We start from the raw sequence: 25,513 nt of genomic DNA, 5'->3' as shown, positions 1-25,513 counted from the left end.
ATCGTGACCCTGATCACTGTTCCAGAGAAAACCCGACAAACTGTATGTAGGTTAATTGTAATGATTTTGTGAACGGCCTATACTGCCGCCAGGTCTCCGGAACACCCTGCAATCCCGAGCCACCCAGCGTTGTAACGTGTCGTTTAAGCATCTGGAAGCACTGTTTTGCATGACGCGCAGTTATAGAAAAGGAACGCTGCTTGACCCGCATCGCAGTCCGGAGGAAGGAAACAATAAGAACAGCATGTGGGCGTTATTCATGATAAGAAATGTGAAAAAACAAAGACCTGTCAATCTGGATCTCAAAACGATCCGGTTCCCTGTAACAGCAATAGCGTCCATTCTGCACCGTGTTTCGGGTGTGATTACGTTTGTGGCGGTCGGCATTTTGCTGTGGTTACTGGGCACCAGCCTCTCTTCCCCTGAAGGTTTCCTCCAGGCCTCTGCCATCATGAACAGCTTCTTCGTGAAATTCATCATGTGGGGCATTCTGACCGCGCTGGCGTATCACGTCGTTGTCGGCGTTCGCCATATGCTGATGGACTTTGGCTACCTGGAAGAGACTTTCGAAGCCGGGAAACGCTCCGCTAACATTTCATTTGTGATTACAGTCGTGCTTTCACTTCTCGCAGGAGTTCTCGTATGGTAAGCAACGCCTCCGCATTAGGACGCAACGGCGTACATGACTTCATCCTGGTCCGTGCTACCGCCATCGTTCTCACCCTTTACATCATCTATATGATTGGTTTCTTCGCGACCAGCGGCACGCTGACGTGGGAAATCTGGAGTGGGTTCTTCGGATCCGCCTTCACCAAAGTGTTCACTCTGCTGGCGCTGTTCTCCATCCTTATTCATGCCTGGATTGGTATGTGGCAGGTGTTGACCGATTACGTTAAACCGCTGGCAATTCGCCTTCCGCTGCAGCTGGCCATTGTCGTTGCACTGGTGGTTTACGTTATTTATGGATTCGTTGTGGTGTGGGGTGTGTAATGAAACTGCCAGTCAGAGAATTTGATGCTGTTGTAATTGGTGCCGGTGGCGCAGGTATGCGTGCCGCACTGCAAATTTCCCAGAGCGGCCAGACCTGTGCGCTGCTCTCAAAAGTGTTCCCAACCCGTTCCCACACCGTGTCCGCGCAGGGCGGTATCACCGTTGCGCTGGGTAACTCCCATGAAGATAACTGGGAATGGCACATGTACGATACGGTAAAAGGTTCCGACTACATCGGCGACCAGGATGCCATCGAATATATGTGTAAGACCGGCCCGGAAGCGATTCTGGAGCTGGACCATATGGGCCTGCCGTTCTCCCGTCTGGAAAACGGCACCATCTACCAGCGTCCGTTTGGCGGCCAGTCGAAAAACTTCGGCGGCGAGCAGGCGGCACGTACCGCGGCGGCGGCTGACCGTACCGGCCACGCGCTGCTGCACACTCTGTATCAGCAGAACCTGAAAAACCACACCACCATCTTCTCCGAGTGGTACGCGCTGGATCTGGTTAAAAACGCCGACGGCGCAATTGTTGGCTGTACCGCGCTGTGCATCGAAACCGGTGAAGTGGTTTACTTCAAAGCCCGCGCGACCGTGCTGGCGACCGGCGGCGCAGGCCGTATTTACCAGTCCACCACCAACGCGCACATCAACACCGGTGACGGTGTCGGTATGGCTATCCGCGCGGGCGTGCCGGTGCAGGATATGGAAATGTGGCAGTTCCACCCAACCGGTATCGCCGGTGCGGGCGTTCTGGTAACGGAAGGCTGCCGTGGTGAAGGTGGTTACCTGCTGAATAAACACGGCGAGCGCTTCATGGAGCGTTATGCCCCGAATGCGAAAGACCTGGCGGGTCGTGACGTGGTGGCGCGTTCCATCATGATCGAAATCCGTGAAGGCCGCGGCTGCGACGGCCCATGGGGGCCACACGCGAAGCTGAAGCTCGACCATCTGGGTAAAGAAGTTCTCGAATCCCGTCTGCCGGGCATCCTCGAATTGTCCCGCACCTTCGCACACGTCGACCCGGTAAAAGAGCCGATTCCGGTTATCCCAACCTGCCACTACATGATGGGCGGTATTCCGACCAAAGTGACCGGTCAGGCGCTGACCGTGAACGAGCAGGGCGAAGACGTGGTCATTCCTGGCCTGTTCGCGGTAGGCGAAATTGCCTGCGTATCCGTACACGGCGCCAACCGTCTGGGCGGCAACTCGCTGCTGGACCTGGTGGTGTTTGGTCGTGCGGTGGGTCTGCATCTGCAGGAATCCATTGCCGAGCAGGGCGCGCTGCGTGACGCGACCGACGACGAAATTGATGCCTCGCTTGAGCGCCTCAACCGCTGGAACGGCAACCGTAACGGCGAAGATCCGGTGGAAATCCGTAAGGCGCTGCAGGAGTGCATGCAGCACAACTTCTCGGTATTCCGTGAAGGCGACGCGATGGCCAAAGGTCTTGAGCAGCTGAAGGCGATCCGCGAGCGTCTGAAAAATGCCCGTCTGGACGATACTTCCAGCGAGTTCAACACCCAGCGCGTTGAGTGCCTGGAGCTGGATAACCTGATGGAAACCGCGTTCGCGACCGCGATGTCGGCAAACTTCCGTACCGAAAGCCGTGGCGCGCATAGCCGCTTCGACTTCCCGGATCGTGATGACGAAAACTGGCTGTGCCATTCCCTGTACCTGCCAGAGTCGGAATCCATGACGCGTCGTAGCGTCAACATGGAACCGAAACTGCGTCCGGCGTTCCCGCCGAAGATTCGTACTTACTAATGCGGAGACAGGATAATGAAACTCGAATTCTCAGTTTATCGTTATAACCCGGATGTTGATGACGCTCCGCGCATGCAGGACTACACCCTGGAAGCGGAAGAAGGTCGCGACATGATGCTGCTGGATGCGTTAATCCAGCTGAAAGAAAAAGACCCAACGCTGTCGTTCCGCCGCTCCTGCCGTGAAGGGGTGTGTGGCTCTGACGGTGTGAACATGAACGGCAAAAATGGCCTCGCCTGCATCACGCCAATTTCAGCGCTGCAGCGTCCTGGTCAGAAAATTGTTATCCGTCCTCTGCCAGGCCTGCCGGTCGTGCGCGATTTGGTGGTAGACATGGGGCAATTCTATGCACAATATGAGAAGATTAAGCCTTACTTATTGAATAATGGGCAAAATCCACCCGCTCGCGAGCACTTACAGTCTCCTGAGCAGCGTGAAAAACTCGACGGGTTGTACGAGTGTATTCTCTGCGCATGTTGTTCTACGTCCTGCCCGTCGTTCTGGTGGAACCCGGACAAGTTTATCGGCCCGGCCGGTCTGCTGGCTGCCTATCGCTTCCTGATCGATAGCCGCGACACCGAAACCGACAGCCGTCTGGAAGGACTGAGTGACGCTTTCAGCGTATTCCGCTGCCATAGCATCATGAACTGCGTCAGTGTGTGTCCGAAGGGGCTGAACCCGACGCGCGCCATCGGCCATATTAAGTCGATGCTGCTGCAGCGCAGTGCGTAAGTAACGTTGCCGGATAGCGCTGCGCTTATCCGGCCTACGAAACTGTAGGCCCGGTAAGCGTAGCGCCACCGGGCAAAATGCAGAAACCTTTAAAAACTGCCCTGAAGTCTAGACAGTTTCTAAAGGTTCCTTCGCGGGCCACATAGAGCTCGCAGGTGAACCCCGGCACGTACACGCGGTGTGCGTGGTAGTTTCTACGGCGAAAGTAAGCATAAAAATGCTTAAGGGATCACGATGCAGAACGGCGCAATGAAAGCCTGGCTGGACTCTTCTTTCCTTTCTGGTGCAAACCAGAGCTGGATTGAACAGCTCTATGAAGACTTCTTAACCGATCCTGACTCAGTGGACGCAAACTGGCGTTCCATGTTCCAGCAGTTGCCTGGTACAGGGGTCAAACCGGATCAATTCCATTCCAAAACACGTGATTATTTCCGTCGTCTGGCGAAGGATGCCTCACGTTACTCTTCTGCGATTTCCGACCCTGACACCAATGCGAAGCAGGTTAAAGTCCTGCAGCTTATCAACGCTTATCGCTTCCGCGGTCACCAGCATGCGAATCTCGATCCGCTGGGGCTGTGGAAACAAGACCGTGTGGCCGATCTCGATCCGGCGTATCACGATCTGACCGAGGCCGATTTCCAGGAAAGCTTTAACGTAGGTTCCTTTGCCATCGGCAAAGACACGATGAAGCTTGGCGATCTGATTGACGCGCTCAAGCAAACCTACTGCGGCTCCATCGGCGCGGAATACATGCACATTACCTCTACCGAAGAGAAACGCTGGATCCAGCAGCGCATCGAATCCGTAGCGGGCCATGCGACCTTCTCGTCAGACGAGAAAAAACGCTTCCTGAACGAACTGACCGCAGCGGAAGGGCTTGAGCGCTATCTGGGCGCGAAGTTCCCGGGCGCAAAACGCTTCTCGCTGGAAGGCGGCGACGCGCTGGTGCCGATGCTGAAAGAGCTGATTCGTCACGCGGGCAAGAGCGGCACCCGTGAAGTGGTGCTGGGCATGGCGCACCGCGGTCGTCTGAACGTGCTGGTCAACGTGCTGGGTAAAAAACCGCAGGACCTGTTCGACGAATTCGCGGGCAAACATAAAGAACACCTCGGCACCGGCGACGTGAAGTACCACATGGGCTTCTCGTCGGATATCGAAACCGAAGGCGGTCTGGTTCACCTGGCGCTGGCGTTTAACCCGTCACACCTGGAAATCGTTAGCCCGGTGGTTATCGGTTCCGTGCGCGCGCGTCTGGATCGTCTGGACGAGCCGAGCAGCAATAAAGTGCTGCCGATCACCATCCACGGCGATGCGGCGGTCACAGGGCAGGGCGTGGTTCAGGAAACCCTGAACATGTCGAAAGCGCGTGGTTACGAAGTGGGCGGTACCGTTCGCATCGTGATCAACAACCAGGTGGGCTTCACCACCTCTAACCCGCTGGATGCGCGTTCTACCCCGTACTGCACCGACATCGGTAAGATGGTGCAGGCGCCAATCTTCCACGTTAACGCGGATGACCCGGAAGCCGTTGCCTTCGTTACCCGTCTGGCGCTGGACTTCCGTAATACCTTCAAACGCGATGTGTTCATTGACCTCTTCTGCTACCGCCGTCACGGCCACAACGAAGCGGATGAGCCAAGTGCAACCCAGCCGCTGATGTACCAGAAAATCAAAAAACACCCGACCCCGCGCAAAATCTATGCTGACAAGCTGGAGAGCGACAAAGTGACGACGCTGGAAGATGCGACCGAAATGGTCAACCTCTACCGCGACGCGCTGGATGCGGGTGAATGCGTGGTGAAAGAGCTGCGTCCGATGAACATGCACTCCTTTACCTGGTCGCCGTACCTCAACCACGAGTGGGATGAGAGCTACCCGAACAAGGTGGAGATGAAGCGCCTGCAGGAGCTGGCTAAACGCATCAGCACCGTACCGGACGCTATTGAGATGCAGTCTCGCGTGGCGAAAATTTACGCTGACCGTCAGTCCATGGCGGCAGGCGAGAAGCTGTTCGACTGGGGCGGCGCGGAAACGCTGGCTTACGCAACGCTGGTTGACGAAGGCATTCCTGTGCGTCTGTCCGGTGAAGATGCGGGCCGCGGCACCTTCTTCCACCGTCACGCGGTGGTTCACAACCAGTCCAACGGTTCAACCTATACTCCGCTGCAGCACGTGCACAACGGTCAGGGCCAGTTCAAGGTCTGGGACTCCGTGCTGTCTGAAGAAGCGGTACTGGCTTTCGAATACGGTTACGCCACGGCGGAACCGCGCACCCTGACCATCTGGGAAGCGCAGTTCGGTGACTTCGCCAACGGTGCGCAGGTCGTTATCGACCAGTTCATCTCCTCCGGCGAGCAGAAGTGGGGCCGCATGTGCGGTCTGGTGATGCTGCTGCCGCACGGTTATGAAGGCCAGGGTCCGGAGCACTCCTCCGCGCGTCTGGAACGCTATCTGCAGCTTTGCGCCGAGCAGAACATGCAGGTCTGCGTGCCGTCTACCCCGGCGCAGGTCTACCACATGCTGCGTCGTCAGGCGCTGCGCGGTATGCGTCGTCCGCTGGTGGTGATGTCGCCGAAATCCCTGCTGCGTCACCCGCTGGCGGTGTCCAGCCTGGACGAGCTGGCCAACGGCACCTTCCTGCCAGCCATCGGTGAAATTGACGAGCTGGATCCGCAGGCCGTGAAGCGCGTGGTGATGTGTTCTGGTAAGGTTTATTACGACCTGCTGGAACAGCGCCGCAAGAACGATCAGAAAGATGTCGCCATCGTGCGTATCGAACAGCTTTATCCGTTCCCGCATCAGGCGATGCAGGAAGTGCTGAAACCTTACGCTCACGTTCATGATTTTGTCTGGTGCCAGGAAGAGCCGCTCAACCAGGGCGCATGGTACTGCAGCCAGCATCATTTCCGTGAAGTGATTCCATTTGGGTCAGCCCTGCGTTACGCAGGTCGCCCGGCCTCCGCCTCTCCGGCGGTAGGGTATATGTCCGTTCACCAGAAGCAGCAACAAGATCTGGTCAATGACGCGCTGAACGTCGATTAATTAAAGGATACAAAATGAGTAGCGTAGATATTCTTGTTCCCGACCTGCCTGAATCCGTAGCAGATGCGACCGTCGCTACCTGGCACAAAAAACCAGGCGATGCCGTTAAGCGCGATGAAGTGCTGGTAGAAATCGAAACTGACAAAGTGGTACTGGAAGTACCGGCTTCGGCGGATGGCGTTCTGGACGCGGTGCTGGAAGATGAAGGTACCACCGTCACCTCTCGTCAGATCCTGGGTCGCCTGCGTGAAGGCAACAGCGCGGGCAAAGAGTCCAGCGCGAAATCTGAAGAGAAAGCCTCTACGCCGGCTCAGCGCCAGCAGGCTTCTCTGGAAGAACAGTCTAACGACGCGCTCAGCCCGGCGATCCGTCGCCTGCTGGCTGAACACAGCCTTGACCCGGCAGCCATCAAAGGCACCGGTGTGGGCGGCCGTCTGACCCGCGAAGACATTGACAAGCACCTGGCGAAAGCGCCTGCTCAGGCGGCAGAAGCGAAAGCTCCTGCGGCCGCGCCAGCAGCTCAGCCTGCTCTGGGCGCCCGCAGCGAAAAACGCGTGCCAATGACCCGCCTGCGCAAGCGCGTGGCCGAGCGTCTGCTGGAGGCGAAAAACTCTACCGCGATGCTGACCACCTTCAACGAAGTCAACATGAAGCCCATCATGGACCTGCGCAAGCAGTACGGCGACGCGTTTGAAAAACGTCACGGTATCCGTCTTGGCTTTATGTCCTTCTACGTGAAGGCGGTGGTTGAAGCGCTGAAACGTTACCCGGAAGTGAACGCGTCCATCGATGGCGATGACGTGGTTTACCACAACTATTTCGACGTCAGCATGGCGGTTTCTACTCCACGCGGCCTGGTCACCCCGGTTCTGCGTGATGTGGATACCCTGGGTATGGCTGACATCGAGAAAAATATCAAAGAGCTGGCCGTGAAAGGCCGCGACGGCAAGCTGACCGTAGACGATCTGACCGGCGGTAACTTCACCATTACCAACGGCGGCGTATTCGGCTCGCTGATGTCTACCCCGATCATTAACCCGCCGCAGAGCGCGATCCTGGGTATGCATGCCATTAAAGATCGTCCGATGGCGGTAGACGGTAAAGTTGAGATCCTGCCGATGATGTACCTGGCGCTCTCTTACGACCACCGCCTGATCGACGGCCGCGAGTCCGTGGGCTTCCTGGTCGCCATTAAAGAGCTGCTGGAAGATCCAACGCGTCTGCTGCTGGACGTCTAGTAACGATTTAGCATCACCTGCCCTGTAGGCCGGATAAGCGTAGCGCCATCCGGCACACAGACCGCGCCGGTCTACAGGTTTGAAGATAACGATTACCCTGAAGGATGGATAGAACACATGAACTTACATGAATATCAGGCCAAACAGCTGTTTGCCCGGTATGGCTTACCGGCTCCGGTGGGTTATGCCTGTACTACCCCGCGTGAAGCAGAAGAAGCCGCATCTAAAATCGGTTCCGGCCCGTGGGTAGTTAAATGTCAGGTTCACGCTGGTGGCCGTGGTAAAGCGGGCGGTGTGAAGGTTGTTAAGAGCAAAGAAGAGATCCGTGCGTTTGCGGAACATTGGCTCGGCAAGCGCCTGGTGACGTACCAGACGGACGCGAACGGCCAGCCGGTTAACCAGATCCTGGTTGAAGCCGCGACCGACATCGCCAAAGAGCTGTACCTGGGCGCGGTTGTTGACCGTAGCTCCCGTCGCGTGGTGTTCATGGCGTCTACCGAAGGCGGCGTGGAAATCGAAAAAGTGGCGGAAGAGACCCCGCACCTGATCCACAAAGTGGCTATCGATCCGCTGGCGGGCCCAATGCCTTACCAGGGTCGCGAGCTGGCGTTTAAGCTGGGCCTGGAAGGCAAGCTGGTTCAGCAGTTCACCAAGATCTTCATGGGTCTGGCGACCATCTTCCTGGAGCGCGATCTGGCGCTGATCGAGATCAACCCACTGGTGATCACCACCCAGGGCGATCTGATCTGCCTCGACGGCAAGCTGGGCGCTGACGGCAACGCGCTGTTCCGCCAGCCGGATCTGCGCGAAATGCGCGACCAGTCTCAGGAAGACCCGCGTGAAGCACAGGCTGCACAGTGGGAGCTGAACTACGTGGCGCTGGACGGCAACATCGGCTGCATGGTTAACGGTGCGGGCCTGGCAATGGGCACCATGGACATCGTTAAGCTGCACGGCGGTGAGCCAGCAAACTTCCTCGACGTAGGCGGTGGCGCAACCAAAGAGCGCGTAACCGAAGCGTTTAAAATCATTCTCTCTGACGACAACGTGAAGGCCGTTCTGGTGAACATCTTCGGCGGTATCGTCCGTTGCGACCTGATCGCCGACGGTATCATCGGTGCGGTAGAAGAAGTGGGCGTTAACGTTCCGGTAGTTGTGCGTCTGGAAGGTAACAACGCTGAACTCGGCGCGAAAAAACTGGCTGACAGCGGCCTGAATATTATTGCAGCGAAAAGTCTGACGGATGCAGCTCAGCAGGTTGTTGCCGCAGTGGAGGGGAAATAATGTCAGTTTTAATTAATAAAGATACCAAGGTTATCTGCCAGGGCTTCACCGGTAGCCAGGGGACTTTCCACTCCGAACAGGCGATTGCCTACGGCACCAACATGGTTGGCGGCGTAACGCCAGGTAAAGGCGGCACCACCCACCTGGGCCTGCCGGTGTTCAACACCGTGCGTGAAGCCGTAGAAGCAACCGGCGCTACCGCCACCGTGATCTACGTTCCGGCACCGTTCTGCAAAGACTCCATTCTGGAAGCAATCGATGCGGGTATCAAACTGATCATCACCATCACCGAAGGTATCCCAACGCTGGATATGCTGACCGTGAAGGTGAAGCTGGATGAAGCCGGTGTGCGCATGATCGGCCCGAACTGCCCAGGCGTGATCACCCCGGGCGAATGCAAAATCGGCATCATGCCGGGCCACATTCACAAGCCGGGCAAAGTGGGCATCGTCTCCCGTTCCGGTACCCTGACTTATGAAGCGGTTAAGCAGACCACCGATTACGGCTTCGGCCAGTCCACCTGCGTGGGCATCGGCGGTGACCCGATCCCGGGCTCTAACTTCATCGACATCCTGAAGATGTTCCAGGAAGATCCACAGACCGAAGCGATCGTGATGATCGGTGAGATCGGCGGTAGCGCGGAAGAAGAAGCGGCTGCTTACATCAAAGAACACGTGACCAAGCCGGTTGTAGGTTACATCGCCGGTGTAACCGCGCCGAAAGGCAAGCGTATGGGTCACGCAGGCGCGATCATCGCCGGGGGTAAGGGTACGGCTGATGAGAAATTCGCAGCGCTTGAAGCCGCAGGCGTGAAGACCGTTCGCAGCCTGGCGGATATCGGCGAAGCACTGAAATCCATTATTAAGTAAGTCCTCTCTGCTCCCCGAGAGGGGGGCGTTGCAGTATAAAAATGTCCGTTTCGACATGGTTGGCCGCTGTAAAGCGGCCTTTTTTATTGCCTGCGTCTGGCGACTAGCGTGAACTTGTAATCATCGGTATTGAACACGTTGCGGCTGTATTCAAATACCCGTCCGTCCTTCAGAAACCCGCGGGAGACTTTTTCTAGGATCGGCTTTGTCGGATCGAGTGACAGCGCGGCGATCGCCTCCTCTGAAGGCATGATCGGCACCAGCTCCTGCTCGCTGCGGTCGATAACCAGCTTTTTGATCTGCTCAACGTAGTGGTATTTCGAGTTTTCCATCACTTCCCAGGTGAGGTCGGGGAACATCGCCAGCGGCATCCACGTCTCTTCCAGATTCACCGGTTTCTGTTTGATAAAACGAACGCGTTTGACGTGCCAGACTTTATCGTCATGAGCGATATTCAGCTTTTCGGCAAGTTTTTCATCGGCTTTCAGTACTTCGAAAGTGCTCACCTCGCTGTGGGAATCCACGTTCCGGTCCGCCAGTTTTTCGTAAAAACCGGTGAGCTGGTAAATGTCGTAATTGACGCGCTCTTCTTTTACGTAGGTGCCGCTGCCCTGAATGCTCTCAACGATCTGCTCTTCCGTAAGCAGCTTCAGCGCCTGTCGCACCGTGACGCGGCTAACGTTGAATGCCTCCTGAAGGCTGGATTCCGTCGGTAACGCATCGCCGGGTTTTAACTCACCCGCAGTAATTTTCTCGCGAAGCGCATCGGCTATCTGCCGGTACATCGGTTTGTGACCCATCGAATCTGCCTTTCTAATACCTTTTCACGGAATTATGCCTTCAGCCTGAAATTTGTAAATAATACCAATTAAATACAAATTTAGCGTTGTTAGTGAAAATGATCACATAAATGTATTGAATGACCTGCCACAATTGCCGCCAGACAATAACAACTTAAGTGTGAGGATCTCATGAACCTGACGACTCTGACCCACGCCCGTGCTGTCTGCGTGCAGGCACGCTATGCCAGCCGCGATGAGGCCATTCGCCAGCTTACGATGCGGCTGGTGGCGCTGGGCAAAATTACTGATGGCGAGGCATTTTTGGCGGAGGTCTACCGCCGCGAATCGCAGGGGCCAACGGCACTGGGTGAAGGGCTGGCTGTCCCGCATGGTAAATCGAGCGCGGTGAACGAAGCGGCTTTTGCGGTTGCTACGCTGAGCGAACCGCTGGAGTGGGAGGGGGTGGACGGCCCTGAAAACGTTGAGCTGATTGTCCTGCTTGCCATCCCGCCTGCTGAAGCGGGATCCACGCATATCCAGGTGCCGACCTCACTGACGTCTCGCCTGGCAGATGATGCGCTTCGGGAACGCGTTATGGCTGCAGCGACGGCGGAGGATCTCCTTGATGCGCTGAACGGGGTCTCGCAGGAAGACGAGATTGCCCCATTGCTGAATGCACCCACCGTCGTCTGCGTCACCGCCTGTCCGGCTGGGATTGCCCATACCTACATGGCGGCTGAGTACCTGGAAAAAGCGGGGCGTAAGCTGGGCGTCAACGTGGTGGTCGAAAAGCAGGGGGCGAACGGCATTGAGGGACGCATCACCGCGCAGCAGCTGCGGGAGGCGAAAGCGTGCATTTTTGCGGCAGAAGTGGCGATTAAAGAGATCGAGCGCTTTCAGGGGATCCCGGCCCTTTCCGTGCCCGTCGCGGAACCCCTGCGGCATGCTGAAGCGCTCATTGAGCGCGCGCTGGCGCTAAAGCCTTCTACCGTCGCGCGGCATGCGCAGGTCGATACCGAAACGAAAAAGAGCGTTAAATCTGAACTCAAGCAGGCGCTTCTCAGCGGCATCTCCTTCGCGGTGCCGCTGATCGTCGCCGGCGGTACGGTGCTGGCCGTTTCAGTGCTGCTGGCGCAAATCCTGGGCCTGCAGCACCTGTTCGACCAGGAAAACTCGTGGCTGTGGCTATACCGCAAGCTGGGCGGCGGCATGCTTGGCATATTGATGATCCCGGTTCTGGCGGCCTATACCGCTTACTCGCTGGCGGATAAACCCGCCCTGACGCCGGGCTTTGCGGCCGGTCTGGCTGCCAATATGATCGGCTCGGGTTTTCTCGGGGCTATCGTTGGCGGGCTAATCGCGGGCTACTTGATGCGCTGGGTGAAAAATCATATTCGCCTGAGTAGCCGGTTCAACGGCTTCTTGACGTTTTATCTCTATCCGGTCATTGGCGTACTGGGTGCAGGCAGCCTGATGCTGTTTGTCATCGGTGAGCCGGTGGCCTGGCTTAATAACACGCTCACCGCCTGGCTTAATGGGCTGTCCGGCGCGAATGCGCTGCTCCTCGGGGCGATCCTCGGATTTATGTGCTCATTCGATTTGGGTGGCCCGGTCAATAAAGCCTCTTACGCGTTCTGTCTGGGCGCGATGGCTAACGGGGTATACGGTCCTTATGCCATCTTTGCCTCCGTCAAAATGGTGTCGGCCTTCACCGTTACGGCCTCAACGTTGCTGGCGCCGAAGCTGTTCAAATCGTTTGAAATTGAAACCGGTAAATCCACCTGGCTGCTTGGCCTCGCGGGCATTACCGAAGGGGCGATTCCAATGGCGATTGAAGATCCGCTTCGCGTCATTGGTTCATTTGTGCTTGGCTCCATGGTCACAGGCGCGATTGTCGGCGCGATGGGGATCGGGCTGTCTACGCCGGGGGCCGGTATTTTCTCTCTCTTTTTACTTCACGATGCCGGGTTGAGTGGTGTGGTTGCGGCGGCGGGCTGGTTTGGCGCGGCGCTGGTGGGGACCGCTATCTCCACCTTTGTTCTGCTGCTCTGGCGACGCCAGGCGGTGAAAAAAGGCAGCTACGTCACTGAAGACGCCATACCGTAATAACGCACACACAGGAAACGAAGATGAAAGCCGTATCTCGCGTTCATATCACGCCGCATATGCACTGGGACCGTGAGTGGTACTTCACCACCGAAGAGTCGCGTATTCTTCTGGTCAATAATATGGAAGAGATCCTGACCCGCCTGGAGCAGGATGACGAGTATAAATATTATGTCCTCGATGGACAGACGGCGGTGCTGGAGGATTATTTTGCCGTCGTGCCCGAAAACCGCTCTCGCGTGAAGGCGCTTGTCGAACAAGGGAAACTCATTATCGGCCCCTGGTATACCCAGACCGACACCACGATTGTGAGCGGCGAGTCGATTGTCCGCAACCTGATGTACGGCATGCGCGACTGCTTGGCGTTTGGCGAGCCGATGAAGATCGGTTATCTACCAGATTCGTTTGGTATGTCCGGCCAGCTTCCGCATATCTATAACGGATTTGGCATTACGCGCGCGATGTTCTGGCGCGGCTGTTCTGAGCGACACGGGACCGATAAAACCGAGTTTCTCTGGCAGAGCCAGGACGGCAGTGAAGTGACTACGCAGGTGCTGCCGCTGGGCTACGCGATTGGTAAGTACTTACCGGAGGATGAAGCCGGTCTGCGAAAACGGCTCGACAGTTATTTCGAGGTGCTGGAAAACGCCTCCGTCACCAACGAGATTTTGCTGCCCAACGGCCACGATCAGATGCCCCTGCAGCAGAACATTTTCGCGGTGATGAAGACGCTTCGTGAAATCTATCCCCAGCGTCAATTTGTGATGAGTCGGTTTGAGGAGGTGTTTGATCGCATCGACGCGCACCGCGACGCCCTGGCGACGTTGAAAGGGGAGTTTATTGACGGGAAATACATGCGCGTTCACCGGACCATCGGTTCCACGCGCATGGACATTAAAATCGCCCATGCGCGTATCGAGAACAAAATTGTCAATATCCTCGAGCCGCTGGCGACGCTTGCCTGGACGCTGGGCTTCGACTACCACCACGGCCTGCTGGAGAAAATGTGGAAAGAGATCCTCAAAAACCACGCTCACGACAGCATCGGCTGCTGCTGTAGCGACAAGGTGCACCGTGAGATTGTCTCCCGCTTTGAGCTGGCTGAGGACATGGCTGACAACCTGGTGCGTTTCTCTATGCGCAAGATTGTCGACAACATGCCGCAAAGCGATGCCGATAAGCTGGTTATGTTCAACCTGATGCCCTGGCCGCGTGAAGAGGTGATAAACACCACGATTCGGCTGCGCGCCAGCCAGTTCCGCCTTCGGGATGAAAAAGGCAATGAAATCCCCTTCTTCATCCGCAGCGCGCGCGAGCTCGACCCGGGTCTTATTGACCGGCAGATTGTCCATTACGGCAATTACGAACCGTTTATGGAGTTTGATATTCAGATCCGCCAGATACTGCCGTCGATGGGCTACCGCACGCTGTTTATCGAACCAAACGTGGCCGGGAAGGTGCTCCCTGCGGTGAAAAACACCGAATCCTTACTTGAAAATGCCTTCTGGCAGATTGACTTAAATGACGACGGCACGCTGCGCCTGCGCGACAAAGAGACCGGGCTTATTTATGACCGCGTGCTGGAGATCGAGGAGAGTTCCGATGATGGCGATGAGTACGACTACTCGCCGTCGCGGGAAGGGTGGAGACTTACTTCAGCGCAGGGTGAACATCAGGCTAAGGTCACGCACGAGGGCTGGCAGAGCAGGGCGGCTATCCGCCATCGGATCGCCGTTCCGGCTAATCTGGCCGAGCGCGCCGCTCGCCAGCGAAACGGCTACGTCGACGCTGAGTTTGAGATTACGCTCAGTCATAACAGCAGACGCATTGATGTGGCGGTGCGTATTGATAACCAGGCCGACGACCACCGCGTTCGGGTACTAATCCCAACGCCGTTTATCACTCAGGAAGTGTTAGCGGATACGCAGTTTGGCACGCTCACTCGCCCGGTGCAGGACGCGGCGATGCAAAACTGGCAGGAGGAGGGGTGGAAAGAAGCACCGGTACCCGTCTGGAATTTACTCAACTATGCCGTCCTGCAGGAAAAGCGAAACGGGCTGGCGCTGTTCACCGAAGGACTGCGTGAGTTTGAAGTGGTGGGGGATGACAAAAAAGCCTTCGCCTTGACCCTGTTGCGTGGCGTGGGGGTACTCGGCAAAGAGGACCTGCTGCTGCGTCCGGGCAGACCTTCGGGGATCAAAATGCCTGTTCCTGACTCTCAGGTTCGCGGGCCGTTAACCTGTCGCTTTAGCCTCTTCAGCTTCAGCGGCACGCCGGAAAACGCGGGCGTTGCGCAGCAGGCTAAAGCATGGTTAACGCCGGTGCAGTGCTATAACAAAATTCCCTGGGACGCGATGAAGCTGAATCGCGCGTCGTTTATCACGCCGGAAAGTTACAGTCTGCTCGCGCTTTCGCCCACGGGGTGCGTGCTCAGTACGCTGAAAAAGGCTGAAGATCGTGATGAGCTTATCCTCCGCCTGTTCAACCCTTCAGAGTCCAGCGCATGTGACACGACGTTATCCATGAATCCGAGGGTGAAGCGGTGCCGCGAGACGGACATGAATGAACGCATAATGGAACGGTGTGAAGGAGTGGGGATTGCGGGGGCATTCAGGCCCGGGCAGTCGCGAACCTTTAGTATTCTTATCGCCTGACCATTGATTCGAAAAAGGCTGCAGAAGGTGCGGCCTTTTTTCATTAAATAGTCACATGACGGTGTTAAGTTATGGAGTGACAAAAGTAAAATAAATGTAATTGCGAAGGGCCGCAAAAATTCAATGGAAAAATAACCCGGCCCGACTAAGCTTTATTGGTTGTCGTACATCGAAAGGATGCTTTTCTTTCGCGTTAATTAAAATCACTTCTGTTTATATTTTTTCCCTTCTTCGATAACCAACCATATCTTTGCATGTACATATCGTTAACATGGTCTTTACCACTCTCACCATGATTAAACATAGTTAACATTGGTGTCTGTTTTTGATTTAAATCAAAGTTTAAACCTTGGAAAAAGGCACTGAAAAGCGCTAAATTGTCCCCGATCAAAATGGCCGAAAAGTGGTAATTTTGCTATAAATTGATCGCCGTCGAAAAACGTAAATGTGATTCAATAAAAACCTGTTTATCGTAAGGGTTTTGCAGCGTATTATATTTGCGGGATCAATTTGAGTTTTTTATTAACGTATTTGTAACCTCACGTCATCGTTTTTATCTTCCTTTAGGGTAATAACGACGACAAGGATGCGAATAATTTGTATTGGGGCATGCGTGTGGATCTCTCTCTGACGGGGTTCACTCTCGGAGTCTTCATGCGATGAGCAAGGAGTCATGATGTTAGATATAGTCGAACTGTCGCGCTTACAGTTTGCCTTGACCGCGATGTACCACTTCCTTTTTGTGCCGCTGACGCTCGGTATGGCGTTCCTGCTGGCCATCATGGAAACGGTATACGTTCTCTCCGGCAAACAGATTTATAAAGATATGACCAAGTTCTGGGGCAAGTTGTTTGGTATCAACTTCGCACTGGGCGTGGCAACCGGTTTGACCATGGAGTTCCAGTTCGGGACTAACTGGTCTTACTATTCCCACTATGTAGGGGATATCTTCGGTGCGCCGCTGGCCATTGAAGGTCTGATGGCATTCTTCCTCGAATCCACCTTTGTAGGTCTGTTCTTCTTCGGTTGGGACCGTCTGGGTAAAGTCCAGCATATGGCGGTGACCTGGCTGGTGGCATTAGGTTCGAACCTGTCCGCGCTGTGGATCCTGGTAGCGAACGGCTGGATGCAGAACCCTATCGCGTCTGATTTCAACTTCGAAACCATGCGCATGGAGATGGTCAGCTTTGCCGAGCTGGTCCTGAACCCGGTTGCGCAGGTTAAATTCGTTCACACCGTCGCTTCTGGCTATGTGTGCGGCGCGATGTTTATCCTGGGTATCAGTTCTTACTATATGCTGCGCGGTCGTGACTTCGCGTTTGCCAAGCGCTCCTTTGCTATCGCTGCAAGCTTCGGTATGGCTGCCATCCTCTCTGTTATCGTTCTGGGTGATGAATCCGGTTACGAAATGGGCGACGTGCAGAAAACCAAACTGGCCGCCATCGAAGCCGAATGGGAAACCCAACCGGCGCCTGCTGCCTTTACGCTGTTCGGTATTCCCGATCAGGACGCACAGGAAAACCGCTTCGCGATTCAGATCCCTTACGCGCTGGGCATCATCGCCACCCGTTCTGTCGATAAGCAGGTGACGGGTCTGAAAGAGCTGATGGTTCAGCACGAAGAGCGTATCCGTAACGGTATGAAGGCCTACTCGCTGCTGGAACAGCTGCGTGCCGGTTCTACCGATCAGGCTGTTCGCGATCAGTTCAACACCGTGAAGAAAGACCTGGGTTACGGTCTGCTGCTGAAACGCTATACCCCGAACGTTTCTGATGCGACGGAAGCGCAGATCCAGATGGCAACCAAAGACTCCATTCCGCGCGTTGCGCCGCTGTACTTTGCATTCCGTATCATGGTGGGCTGCGGCATCATCATGCTGCTGATCATTGCGGCCTCCTTCTGGTCCGTGATTCGCAACCGTATCGGCGAGAAAAAATGGCTGCTGCGCACCGCGCTGTACGGGATTCCACTGCCGTGGATCGCGATTGAATCCGGCTGGTTTGTTGCCGAGTATGGCCGTCAGCCATGGGCGATTGGTGAGGTACTGCCAACCGCGGTAGCGAACTCGTCCCTGACAGCGGGCGATCTGATCTTCTCCATGCTGCTGATTTGCGGTCTGTACACCCTGTTCCTGGTGGCTGAACTGTTCCTGATGTTCAAGTTCGCGCGCCTTGGCCCAAGCAGCCTGAAAACCGGTCGCTATCACTACGAGCAGTCCACTGCGACTACTCAGCCGGCACGCTAAGACAGGAGTCATCAAATGATCGATTATGAAGTATTGCGTTTTATCTGGTGGCTGTTGATCGGCGTTCTGCTGATCGGTTTCGCCGTCACGGATGGTTTCGACATGGGGGTGGGGATGCTCACCCGTTTCCTCGGTCGTAATGACACCGAGCGTCGAATCATGATCAACTCCATCGCCCCTCACTGGGACGGTAACCAGGTGTGGCTGATCACCGCAGGCGGCGCGCTGTTTGCTGCCTGGCCGATGGTCTACGCGGCTGCGTTCTCCGGCTTCTATGTGGCGATGATTCTGGTGCTGGCCTCTTTGTTCTTCCGTCCGGTCGGTTTCGACTACCGTTCCAAGATTGAAGACACCCGCTGGCGCAACATGTGGGACTGGGGCATCTTCATCGGTAGCTTCGTTCCACCGCTGGTGATCGGCGTGGCGTTCGGTAACCTGCTGCAGGGCGTACCGTTCCATCTGGACGAATACATGCGTCTTTACTACACCGGTAACTTCTTCCAGCTGCTGAACCCGTTTGGTCTGCTGGCCGGTGTGGTGAGCGTGGCGATGATCATTACCCAGGGCGCAACTTACCTGCAGATGCGTACGGTGGGTGAGCTGCACCTGCGTTCTCGCGCGACGGCTCAGGTTGCTGCGCTGGTCACGCTGGTCTGCTTCGCGCTGGCCGGTGTGTGGGTGGTGTACGGCATTGATGGCTACGTGGTGACGTCTGCAATCAACCATACCGCGCCGTCTAACCCGCTGACCAAAGAAGTGGCGCGTCAGGCGGGCGCATGGCTGGTGAACTTCAACAACACCCCTGCGCTGTGGGCTATCCCGGCTCTGGGCGTGCTGCTGCCGCTGCTGACCGTGTTGACGTCTCGTCTGGAGAAAGGCGCTCTGGCGTTCGTGTTCTCTTCACTGACCCTGGCATGCATTATTCTGACGGCGGGTATTGCCATGTTCCCATTCGTCATGCCATCCAGCACCATGCTGAATGCTAGCCTGACGATGTGGGATGCAACGTCCAGCCACATGACGCTGAACCTGATGACGTATGTTGCTTGCGTGTTCGTTCCGATTGTTCTGGCCTACACCATCTGGTGTTACTGGAAAATGTTCGGTCGCATCACCAAAGAACATATCGAAAGCAACACCCACTCTATGTACTAAGTAAGGAGCTGAATATGTGGTATTTCGCATGGATTTTAGGGACGCTTCTTGCCTGTGCATTTGGTGTCATCACTGCCCTGGCGCTTGAGCACGTCGAAGCGACCAAAGCGGGTGAAGAAAAACACTGATGAATATTATCGCAACGTTATATGCGGTAATGGATAAGCGCCCGTTACGGGCGCTTTCTTTAGTGATGGCATTACTGCTGGCAGGTTGTATCTTCTGGGACCCTTCGCGCTTTGCAGCGAAAACCAGCGAGCTTGAAATCTGGCACGGCTTCCTCATTATGTGGGCGGTCTGCGCAGGCGTGATCCACGGCGTGGGCTTTCGTCCGAAAGCCGTTCACTGGCAGGGAATTTTTTGTCCGCTGGTTGCCGATCTGGTGCTTCTCGCCGGTTTGATTTTCTTCTTCTTCTGAATAAGAAATGTCCGTTAACGTTATGGGCTTACCCAAGCCCATAAAAATTTACTCTCCGTTTACTTTCTCCCATTCCCAACCCTCATTCCCGCGCGTATAGTAGCGAAGTTTAAAAGCATTAACTTTAGTTGCATTACTGGGATGTAAAGTGAATACAACGCTGTTTCGATGGCCGGTTCGTGTCTATTACGAAGACACCGATGCCGGTGGTGTGGTTTACCACGCCAGCTACGTTGCTTTTTATGAACGGGCACGCACAGAGATGCTGCGCCATCATCACTTTAGTCAACAGGTGCTGTTGGCTGAGCGAGTTGCCTTCGTGGTACGCAAGATGACGCTTGAGTATTTTGCGCCTGCCAGACTCGACGATATGCTCGAAGTCCAAACTGAAATTACATCAATGCGCGGGACCTCACTGGTTTTCACGCAGCGGATAGTCAACGCAGAGAATACCGTACTGAACTCAGCTGAAGTGCTGATTGTTTGTGTTGATCCAACCATAATGAAGCCTCGTGCGCTTCCTAAGTCTATTGTCGCGGAGTTTAAGCAGTGACTGACATGAATATCCTTGATTTGTTCCTGAAGGCAAGCCTTCTGGTTAAACTTATCATGTTGATTTTGATTGGTTTTTCAATCGCATCCTGGGCCATCATTATCCAGAGAACGCGTATCCTCAATGCCGCTGGCCGTGAAGCTGAAGCGTTTGAAGATAAGTTCTGGTCGGGTATTGAGCTTTCTCGTCTGTATCAGGAGAGCCAGGGACGCCGCGAGAATCTGACCGGCTCCGAGCAAATTTTTTATAGCGGATTCAAAGAGTTTGCCCGCCTGCACCGTGCGAATAATCACGCGCCGGAAGCGGTGGTAGAAGGTGCTTCGCGTGCGATGCGTATCTCTATGAACCGTGAGCTGGAAAACCTTGAAACGCACATTCCTTTCCTTGGCACGGTAGGTTCCATCAGCCCGTATATCGGCCTGTTTGGTACCGTGTGGGGGATTATGCACGCCTTTATCGCGCTGGGCGCGGTGAAGCAGGCCACGTTGCAGATGGTTGCACCGGGTATCGCTGAAGCACTGATTGCGACCGCTATCGGTCTGTTTGCGGCTATTCCGGCGGTTATGGCGTATAACCGTCTGAACCAGCGCGTGAACAAACTGGAACTGAACTACGACAACTTTATGGAAGAGTTCACCGCGATTCTGCACCGTCAGGCGTTTACCAGCACCGAGAGCAACAAGGGGTAAACCATGGCCAGATCCCGTGGACGAGGTCGTCGCGAGCTCAAGTCCGAAATCAATATCGTTCCACTGCTGGACGTCCTGCTGGTACTGCTGCTGATCTTCATGGCAACAGCCCCCATCATTACCCAGAGCGTGGAAGTGGATCTGCCGGATGCGACAGAATCACAGGCGGTGAGCACCAATGACGATCCTCCTGTTATCATTGAGGTTTCCGGCGTAGGGCAATACAGCGTGGTGGTAGAGAAAGATCGTATGGATCAGCTGCCGCCTGAGCAGGTTATTGCTGAAGCGCAGCGTCGCCTGGCGTCAAATCCGAAAACGGTCTTCTTAATCGGTGGCGCGAAGGACGTACCCTACGATGAAATTATTAAAGCGCTGAACTTGCTACATAGTGCGGGTGTTAAGTCAGTTGGCTTAATGACCCAACCTATTTGATCATCCGCGTAGTTTTTGGGAACCGATAGTGTCAAAGGCAACCGAACAGAACGACAAGCTTAAGCGAGCGATAATCGTCTCCGCAGTGCTGCACGTTATTCTTTTTGCAGCGCTGATCTGGAGTTCGTTCGACGAGCATATTGATGCATCAGCCGGCGGCGGTGGAGGGTCTTCCATTGACGCCGTGATGGTGGATCCCGGTGCGGTAGTACAGAACTATAATCGCGAACAACAGCAGAAGGCGAGTGCCAAACGGGCTGAAGAGCAGCGTGAAAAACAGGCGCAACAGCAGGCGGAAGAGCTGCGTGAAAAGCAGGCCGCAGAGCAGGAGCGTTTGAAGCAGCTCGAGAAAGAACGTTTGCAGGCGCAGGAAGCCGCGAAAGCGCAGGCGGAACAGCAGAAACAAGCCGAAGAGGCCGCGAAGAAAGCTCAGGAGCAGCAAAAGCAGGCGGAAGAGGCGGCAGCCAAAGCCGCAGCGGACGCCAAAGCGCAGGCTGATGCCCAGGCTAAATTAGCGGCAGAAGCGCAGAAGAAAGCCGAGGCGGAAGCCGCGAAGAAAGCCGCTGCCGACGCCCAGAAGAAAGCCGAAGCGGAAGCCGCGAAGAAAGCCGCTGCCGATGCTCAGAAGAAAGCTGAAGCCGAAGCCGCGAAGAAAGCCGCTGCCGATGCTCAGAAGAAAGCTGAAGCCGAAGCCGCGAAAAAAGCCGCTCAGGAAGCCGAGAAGAAAGCCGCTGCCGAGGCCGCGAAGAAAGCGGCTGCTGCCGAGAAAGCCGCGGCAGAAAAAGCCGCTGCCGCCGAAAAAGCCGCAGCTGATAAAAAAGCTGCCGCTGAGAAGGCCGCAGCCGATAAGAAAGCGGCAGCTGAAAAAGCCGCTGCGAAGAAGGCCGCCGCCGCTGAAAAAGCTGCTGCCGCCGCGGGGGTTGACGATCTGCTGGGCGATTTGAGCTCCGGTAAGAATGCGCCGAAAACGGGCGGTGGTGCGAAAGGAAACAACGCAGCGCCGACGGGAAGCGGTAACACTAAGAGTAACGGTGCGACAGGGGCTGAAATCAACGGTTATGCCGCGCAGATTAAATCCGCTATTGAAAGCCGATTCTATGATGCGTCTTCCTACGCCGGTAAAACGTGTACGTTGCGTATAAAACTGGCTCCGGACGGCATGCTGCTGGATATTAAGTCTGAAGGTGGCGACCCGGCTTTATGTACTGCGGCCCTGGCTGCAGCGCGTCAGGCGAAGATGCCTAAACCGCCATCTCAGGCTGTTTACGAAGTCTTCAAAAATGCGCCGCTGGACTTCAAACCTTAAGTTACATTTTCCCCGTGCAAACGGGGAAAATTAGACCAGGTTTAGTCACAGGGTTCTGGTAGTTTTGTCTATTTGAGTTTGTTAACATTCTGCTAAATTATCGTGGGTAAGGTTACCCGGATAAGGGAGATATGATGAAGCAGGCATTACGTGTAGCATTTGGTTTTTTAATGCTGTGGGCAGCAGTCCTGCACGCAGAAGTACGTATCGAGATCACCCAGGGGGTGGACTCGGCACGCCCAATCGGCGTTGTTCCGTTCCAGTGGGCCGGTCCTGGCGCTGCACCTGAAGATGCCGGTGGCATCGTGGCGGCTGACCTGCGTAACAGCGGTAAATTCAACCCGTTAGATCGTTCTCGTCTGCCTCAGCAGCCGGGCAGCGCGCAGGAAGTACAGCCTGCGGCATGGTCTGCGCTGGGTATTGATGCGGTCGTTGTGGGTCAGGTTACCCCTAACCCGGACGGCTCTTACAATGTGGCCTGGCAGCTGGTGGATACCGGCGGTGCACCAGGTACCGTTCTGGCTCAGAACTCTTACAAGGTCACTAAACAGTACCTGCGCTACGCGGCACACGCTGCCAGCGATGCGGTATTTGAAAAACTGACCGGCATTAAAGGTGCGTTCCGTACCCGTATTGCTTATGTGGTGCAGACCAACGGTGGTCAGTTCCCGTATGAGCTGCGCGTCTCTGACTACGACGGCTACAACCAGTTCCTGGTGAAGCGTTCTTCCCAGCCGCTGATGTCTCCAGCCTGGTCTCCGGACGGTTCTAAGCTCGCCTATGTGACCTTCGAAAGCGGTCGTTCTGCGCTGGTCATCCAGACGCTGGCAAACGGTGCCGTTCGTCAGGTAGCGTCCTTCCCACGTCACAACGGCGCGCCTTCGTTCTCTCCGGACGGGTCTAAACTGGCGTTTGCGCTGTCAAAAACCGGTAGCCTGAACCTGTACGTGATGGACATTGGCTCTGGCCAGATCCGTCAGGTGACCGACGGTCGCAGCAACAACACTGAACCTTCATGGTTCCCGGACAGTCAAAACCTGGCGTTTACCTCTGACCAGGCTGGCCGTCCACAAATCTACAAAGTCAACATCAACGGCGGTGCTCCACAGCGTATTACCTGGGAAGGTTCACAGAACCAGAACTCAGACGTGAGCAGCGACGGTAAATTTATGGTAATGGTCAGCTCCAACGGTGGGCAGCAGCACATTGCCAAACAAGATCTGGTAGCGGGTGGCGTTCAAGTTCTGTCGTCAACGTTCCTGGATGAAACGCCGAGTCTGGCACCTAACGGCACGATGGTAATCTACAGCTCTTCTCAGGGGATGGGATCTGTGCTGAATCTGGTTTCTACAGATGGGCGTTTCAAAGCGCGTATTCCGGCCACTGATGGACAGGTAAAATCACCTGCCTGGTCGCCGTATCTGTAAATAATAATTAATTGATTACTAAAGGAATCATAGAAATGCAACTGAACAAAGTGCTGAAGGGGCTGATGATCGCTCTGCCTGTAATGGCAATCGCAGCGTGTTCTTCTAACAAGAACGCCAGCAATGACCAGAGCGGCGAAGGCATGATGGGTGCCGGCACCGGTATGGACGCGAACGGCAATGGCAACATGTCTTCTGAAGAGCAGGCGCGTCTTCAGATGCAGCAGCTGCAGCAGAACAACATCGTTTACTTCGATCTGGATAAATACGACATCCGTTCTGACTTCGCTGCGATGCTGGATGCGCACGCAAACTTCCTGCGTAGCAACCCATCTTACAAAGTCACCGTAGAAGGTCACGCGGACGAACGTGGTACCCCAGAGTACAACATCTCCCTGGGTGAACGTCGTGCTAACGCTGTTAAAATGTACCTGCAGGGTAAAGGCGTTTCTGCTGACCAGATCTCCATCGTTTCTTACGGTAAAGAAAAACCTGCAGTACTGGGTCACGACGAAGCGGCTTACTCCAAAAACCGTCGTGCCGTACTGGTTTACTAAGAGAATTGCATGAGCAGTAACTTCAGACATCATCTGTTGAGTCTGTCGTTACTGGTTGGAATAGCGGCCCCCTGGGCCGCTTTTGCTCAGGCACCAATCAGTAGTGTCGGCTCAGGCTCGGTAGAAGACCGGGTCACTCAACTCGAGCGTATTTCTAACGCTCACAGCCAGCTTTTAACCCAGCTCCAGCAACAACTTTCCGACAACCAGAATGATATTGACGCTCTCCGCGGTCAGATTCAGGAAAGCCAGTATCAGCTTAACCAGGTTGTGGAACGTCAGAAGCAAATCTTGTTGCAGATAGATAGCCTGAGCAGCGGTGGTGGGGCAGCACAAGCACAGCCAGCCGCGGGCGACCAGAGCGGTGCAGCAACCTCTGCGCCGGCTGCGGATGCGTCTGCTTCAACAGGTGCGCCTGTACAGAGCGGTGACGCGAATACGGACTACAACGCGGCCATTGCCCTGGTGCAGGATCAATCTCGTCAGGATGACGCGCTGGCTGCGTTTCAGAACTTTGTTAAGAAGTACCCTGATTCCACTTACCAGCCAAATGCGAATTACTGGCTCGGTCAGCTGAATTACAACAAGGGTAAAAAGGACGATGCGGCGTTTTATTTTGCCTCCGTGGTGAAAAATTACCCGAAATCGCCGAAAGCGCCTGATGCGATGTACAAAGTGGGCGTGATCATGCAGGACAAAGGCGACACCGCGAAAGCCAAAGCGGTTTATCAGCAGGTGGTCTCCAAATTCCCAGGTACCGAAGGTGCTAAGCAGGCGCAAAAACGTCTGAATTCGATGGGATGATTATCGCATGACCAGAAATCGCGTTATTTCTGGTCGTGCAGCATGATTACTAAGCAGTTAAGTGATCTTCATCGAAATTTTTGTTGCGCTGAATTCTTAAATCAGTAATATATGCCGCCGTTGCCACGGGATATCAAACAACGTGAAAACAGCGTAAAAGTGGGTCGTTAGCTCAGTTGGTAGAGCAGTTGACTTTTAATCAATTGGTCGCAGGTTCGAATCCTGCACGACCCACCACTTAACGCATTACCGGCAGTACAGAGTGGGTGATTAGCTCAGTTGGTAGAGCATCTCCTTTACACGGAGGGGGTCGGCGGTTCGAGCCCGTCATCACCCACCACTCGGGTCGTTAGCTCAGTTGGTAGAGCAGTTGACTTTTAATCAATTGGTCGCAGGTTCGAATCCTGCACGACCCACCAGTGTAGAAAGGCGCCCTAAAGGCGCCTTTTTGCTATCTGCAGCTT

Annotated in this window: 22 protein-coding genes and 3 tRNA genes; 24 read left to right on the top strand and 1 reads right to left on the bottom strand. The window is 55.2% G+C overall.

The window, feature by feature from the left end; genetic code table 11:
- Positions 1 to 244: 244 nt before the first annotated feature.
- The 8 genes from sdhC to sucD all read left to right on the top strand — a co-directional run bounded on the left by sdhC (position 245) and on the right by sucD (position 9,921).
- A complete protein-coding gene (sdhC, locus tag ACJBF3_RS23220) occupies positions 245 to 649 on the top strand; it encodes a succinate dehydrogenase cytochrome b556 subunit (RefSeq protein WP_020684965.1) in 405 nt (134 codons plus the stop codon).
- On the top strand, positions 643 to 990 hold the full coding sequence (sdhD, locus tag ACJBF3_RS23215; RefSeq protein WP_008501088.1) for a succinate dehydrogenase membrane anchor subunit: 348 nt from the start codon (positions 643 to 645) through the stop codon (positions 988 to 990). Before sdhC ends, sdhD begins: the two co-directional genes overlap by 7 nt.
- A complete protein-coding gene (sdhA, locus tag ACJBF3_RS23210; protein WP_023310789.1) occupies positions 990 to 2,756 on the top strand; it encodes a succinate dehydrogenase flavoprotein subunit in 1,767 nt (588 codons plus the stop codon). Before sdhD ends, sdhA begins: the two co-directional genes overlap by 1 nt.
- Positions 2,757 to 2,771: 15 nt before the next feature.
- Complete coding sequence (sdhB, locus tag ACJBF3_RS23205) at positions 2,772 to 3,488, top strand: succinate dehydrogenase iron-sulfur subunit SdhB (RefSeq protein ID WP_008501090.1); 717 nt, start codon at positions 2,772 to 2,774, stop codon at positions 3,486 to 3,488.
- A gap of 234 nt (positions 3,489 to 3,722) precedes the next feature.
- Entirely contained in the window at positions 3,723 to 6,530 is a 2,808-nt protein-coding gene (gene sucA / locus ACJBF3_RS23200) for a 2-oxoglutarate dehydrogenase E1 component (RefSeq protein WP_045325828.1), read from the top strand.
- A 14-nt stretch (positions 6,531 to 6,544) separates the two neighbouring features.
- The gene (odhB, locus tag ACJBF3_RS23195; protein ID WP_045325831.1) at positions 6,545 to 7,768 is read left to right on the top strand and encodes a 2-oxoglutarate dehydrogenase complex dihydrolipoyllysine-residue succinyltransferase; all 1,224 of its coding nucleotides are present in this window, start codon (positions 6,545 to 6,547) and stop codon (positions 7,766 to 7,768) included.
- A gap of 117 nt (positions 7,769 to 7,885) precedes the next feature.
- Positions 7,886 to 9,052, top strand: coding sequence for an ADP-forming succinate--CoA ligase subunit beta (gene sucC, locus ACJBF3_RS23190; protein WP_006809579.1), 1,167 nt, complete (start codon positions 7,886 to 7,888; stop codon positions 9,050 to 9,052).
- The gene (gene sucD, locus ACJBF3_RS23185) at positions 9,052 to 9,921 is read left to right on the top strand and encodes a succinate--CoA ligase subunit alpha (RefSeq protein ID WP_045325834.1); all 870 of its coding nucleotides are present in this window, start codon (positions 9,052 to 9,054) and stop codon (positions 9,919 to 9,921) included. Before sucC ends, sucD begins: the two co-directional genes overlap by 1 nt.
- 83 nt (positions 9,922 to 10,004) lie before the next feature.
- Here the strand turns inward: sucD and ACJBF3_RS23180 are convergent, their stop codons facing one another.
- Positions 10,005 to 10,721, bottom strand: a complete 717-nt coding sequence (locus tag ACJBF3_RS23180; protein WP_045325836.1) for a GntR family transcriptional regulator — start codon at positions 10,719 to 10,721, stop codon at positions 10,005 to 10,007.
- A 171-nt stretch (positions 10,722 to 10,892) separates the two neighbouring features.
- On the opposite strand from ACJBF3_RS23180, the gene mngA reads away from it, so the two are divergent.
- The 16 genes from mngA to ACJBF3_RS23100 all read left to right on the top strand — a co-directional run bounded on the left by mngA (position 10,893) and on the right by ACJBF3_RS23100 (position 25,468).
- A complete protein-coding gene (mngA, locus tag ACJBF3_RS23175; protein ID WP_406545286.1) occupies positions 10,893 to 12,809 on the top strand; it encodes a PTS 2-O-a-mannosyl-D-glycerate transporter subunit IIABC in 1,917 nt (638 codons plus the stop codon).
- 23 nt (positions 12,810 to 12,832) lie between these two features.
- Entirely contained in the window at positions 12,833 to 15,463 is a 2,631-nt protein-coding gene (mngB, locus tag ACJBF3_RS23170; protein ID WP_406545285.1) for a mannosylglycerate hydrolase, read from the top strand.
- A gap of 676 nt (positions 15,464 to 16,139) precedes the next feature.
- Complete coding sequence (gene cydA / locus ACJBF3_RS23165; RefSeq protein ID WP_045325842.1) at positions 16,140 to 17,708, top strand: cytochrome ubiquinol oxidase subunit I; 1,569 nt, start codon at positions 16,140 to 16,142, stop codon at positions 17,706 to 17,708.
- Positions 17,709 to 17,723: 15 nt separating this feature from the next.
- A complete protein-coding gene (gene cydB / locus ACJBF3_RS23160) occupies positions 17,724 to 18,863 on the top strand; it encodes a cytochrome d ubiquinol oxidase subunit II (protein WP_032638926.1) in 1,140 nt (379 codons plus the stop codon).
- Between the two features lie 14 nt (positions 18,864 to 18,877).
- Positions 18,878 to 18,991, top strand: coding sequence for a cytochrome bd-I oxidase subunit CydX (gene cydX, locus ACJBF3_RS23155; RefSeq protein ID WP_003858598.1), 114 nt, complete (start codon positions 18,878 to 18,880; stop codon positions 18,989 to 18,991).
- A complete protein-coding gene (gene ybgE / locus ACJBF3_RS23150; RefSeq protein ID WP_045325845.1) occupies positions 18,991 to 19,281 on the top strand; it encodes a cyd operon protein YbgE in 291 nt (96 codons plus the stop codon). Before cydX ends, ybgE begins: the two co-directional genes overlap by 1 nt.
- Before the next feature lie 148 nt (positions 19,282 to 19,429).
- Positions 19,430 to 19,834 (top strand): tol-pal system-associated acyl-CoA thioesterase, encoded by a 405-nt coding sequence (gene ybgC, locus ACJBF3_RS23145; RefSeq protein WP_003858593.1) that lies wholly within the window; start codon positions 19,430 to 19,432, stop codon positions 19,832 to 19,834.
- On the top strand, positions 19,831 to 20,523 hold the full coding sequence (tolQ, locus tag ACJBF3_RS23140; protein ID WP_008501101.1) for a Tol-Pal system protein TolQ: 693 nt from the start codon (positions 19,831 to 19,833) through the stop codon (positions 20,521 to 20,523). Before ybgC ends, tolQ begins: the two co-directional genes overlap by 4 nt.
- A 3-nt stretch (positions 20,524 to 20,526) precedes the next feature.
- Positions 20,527 to 20,955, top strand: a complete 429-nt coding sequence (tolR, locus tag ACJBF3_RS23135) for a colicin uptake protein TolR (protein ID WP_032638928.1) — start codon at positions 20,527 to 20,529, stop codon at positions 20,953 to 20,955.
- Positions 20,956 to 20,983: 28 nt separating this feature from the next.
- Positions 20,984 to 22,261: a cell envelope integrity protein TolA gene (gene tolA / locus ACJBF3_RS23130; RefSeq protein WP_406545284.1), complete on the top strand. Its 1,278-nt coding sequence runs from the start codon at positions 20,984 to 20,986 to the stop codon at positions 22,259 to 22,261.
- A gap of 134 nt (positions 22,262 to 22,395) precedes the next feature.
- Positions 22,396 to 23,688 carry a Tol-Pal system beta propeller repeat protein TolB gene (gene tolB / locus ACJBF3_RS23125; RefSeq protein ID WP_032649508.1) on the top strand — a complete coding sequence of 431 codons (1,293 nt, stop codon included), beginning with the start codon at positions 22,396 to 22,398 and terminating at the stop codon, positions 23,686 to 23,688.
- Positions 23,689 to 23,723: 35 nt separating this feature from the next.
- On the top strand, positions 23,724 to 24,245 hold the full coding sequence (gene pal / locus ACJBF3_RS23120) for a peptidoglycan-associated lipoprotein Pal (protein WP_003858578.1): 522 nt from the start codon (positions 23,724 to 23,726) through the stop codon (positions 24,243 to 24,245).
- A gap of 9 nt (positions 24,246 to 24,254) precedes the next feature.
- On the top strand, positions 24,255 to 25,049 hold the full coding sequence (cpoB, locus tag ACJBF3_RS23115; RefSeq protein ID WP_045325850.1) for a cell division protein CpoB: 795 nt from the start codon (positions 24,255 to 24,257) through the stop codon (positions 25,047 to 25,049).
- Positions 25,050 to 25,210: 161 nt separating this feature from the next.
- A tRNA-Lys gene (locus ACJBF3_RS23110) sits at positions 25,211 to 25,286 on the top strand.
- Between the two features lie 27 nt (positions 25,287 to 25,313).
- Positions 25,314 to 25,389 (top strand) — tRNA-Val (locus ACJBF3_RS23105).
- Positions 25,390 to 25,392: 3 nt separating this feature from the next.
- Positions 25,393 to 25,468, top strand: a tRNA-Lys gene (locus ACJBF3_RS23100).
- Positions 25,469 to 25,513: the final 45 nt, after the last annotated feature.

Origin of the sequence: Enterobacter sp. PP-008-ECC_S150 (assembly GCF_045257065.1) — a bacterium.
GTDB lineage: Bacteria > Pseudomonadota > Gammaproteobacteria > Enterobacterales > Enterobacteriaceae > Enterobacter > Enterobacter chengduensis.
The sequence above is the reverse complement of the archived record's forward strand: the minus strand, read 5'-3'. Positions and strand labels throughout refer to the sequence as shown.

Excerpts from the sequence above, each read along its gene's own strand:
- sdhC (WP_020684965.1), top strand. The coding sequence starts at position 245 with ATGTGGGCGTTATTCATGATAAGAAATGTGAAAAAACAAAGACCTGTC.
- sdhD (WP_008501088.1), top strand. The coding sequence starts at position 643 with ATGGTAAGCAACGCCTCCGCATTAGGACGCAACGGCGTACATGACTTC.
- sdhA (WP_023310789.1), top strand. The coding sequence starts at position 990 with ATGAAACTGCCAGTCAGAGAATTTGATGCTGTTGTAATTGGTGCCGGT.
- sdhB (WP_008501090.1), top strand. The coding sequence starts at position 2,772 with ATGAAACTCGAATTCTCAGTTTATCGTTATAACCCGGATGTTGATGAC.
- sucA (WP_045325828.1), top strand. The coding sequence starts at position 3,723 with ATGCAGAACGGCGCAATGAAAGCCTGGCTGGACTCTTCTTTCCTTTCT.
- odhB (WP_045325831.1), top strand. The coding sequence starts at position 6,545 with ATGAGTAGCGTAGATATTCTTGTTCCCGACCTGCCTGAATCCGTAGCA.
- sucC (WP_006809579.1), top strand. The coding sequence starts at position 7,886 with ATGAACTTACATGAATATCAGGCCAAACAGCTGTTTGCCCGGTATGGC.
- sucD (WP_045325834.1), top strand. The coding sequence starts at position 9,052 with ATGTCAGTTTTAATTAATAAAGATACCAAGGTTATCTGCCAGGGCTTC.
- ACJBF3_RS23180 (WP_045325836.1), bottom strand. The coding sequence starts at position 10,721 with ATGGGTCACAAACCGATGTACCGGCAGATAGCCGATGCGCTTCGCGAG.
- mngA (WP_406545286.1), top strand. The coding sequence starts at position 10,893 with ATGAACCTGACGACTCTGACCCACGCCCGTGCTGTCTGCGTGCAGGCA.
- mngB (WP_406545285.1), top strand. The coding sequence starts at position 12,833 with ATGAAAGCCGTATCTCGCGTTCATATCACGCCGCATATGCACTGGGAC.
- cydA (WP_045325842.1), top strand. The coding sequence starts at position 16,140 with ATGTTAGATATAGTCGAACTGTCGCGCTTACAGTTTGCCTTGACCGCG.
- cydB (WP_032638926.1), top strand. The coding sequence starts at position 17,724 with ATGATCGATTATGAAGTATTGCGTTTTATCTGGTGGCTGTTGATCGGC.
- cydX (WP_003858598.1), top strand. The coding sequence starts at position 18,878 with ATGTGGTATTTCGCATGGATTTTAGGGACGCTTCTTGCCTGTGCATTT.
- ybgE (WP_045325845.1), top strand. The coding sequence starts at position 18,991 with ATGAATATTATCGCAACGTTATATGCGGTAATGGATAAGCGCCCGTTA.
- tolR (WP_032638928.1), top strand. The coding sequence starts at position 20,527 with ATGGCCAGATCCCGTGGACGAGGTCGTCGCGAGCTCAAGTCCGAAATC.
- tolB (WP_032649508.1), top strand. The coding sequence starts at position 22,396 with ATGAAGCAGGCATTACGTGTAGCATTTGGTTTTTTAATGCTGTGGGCA.
- pal (WP_003858578.1), top strand. The coding sequence starts at position 23,724 with ATGCAACTGAACAAAGTGCTGAAGGGGCTGATGATCGCTCTGCCTGTA.
- cpoB (WP_045325850.1), top strand. The coding sequence starts at position 24,255 with ATGAGCAGTAACTTCAGACATCATCTGTTGAGTCTGTCGTTACTGGTT.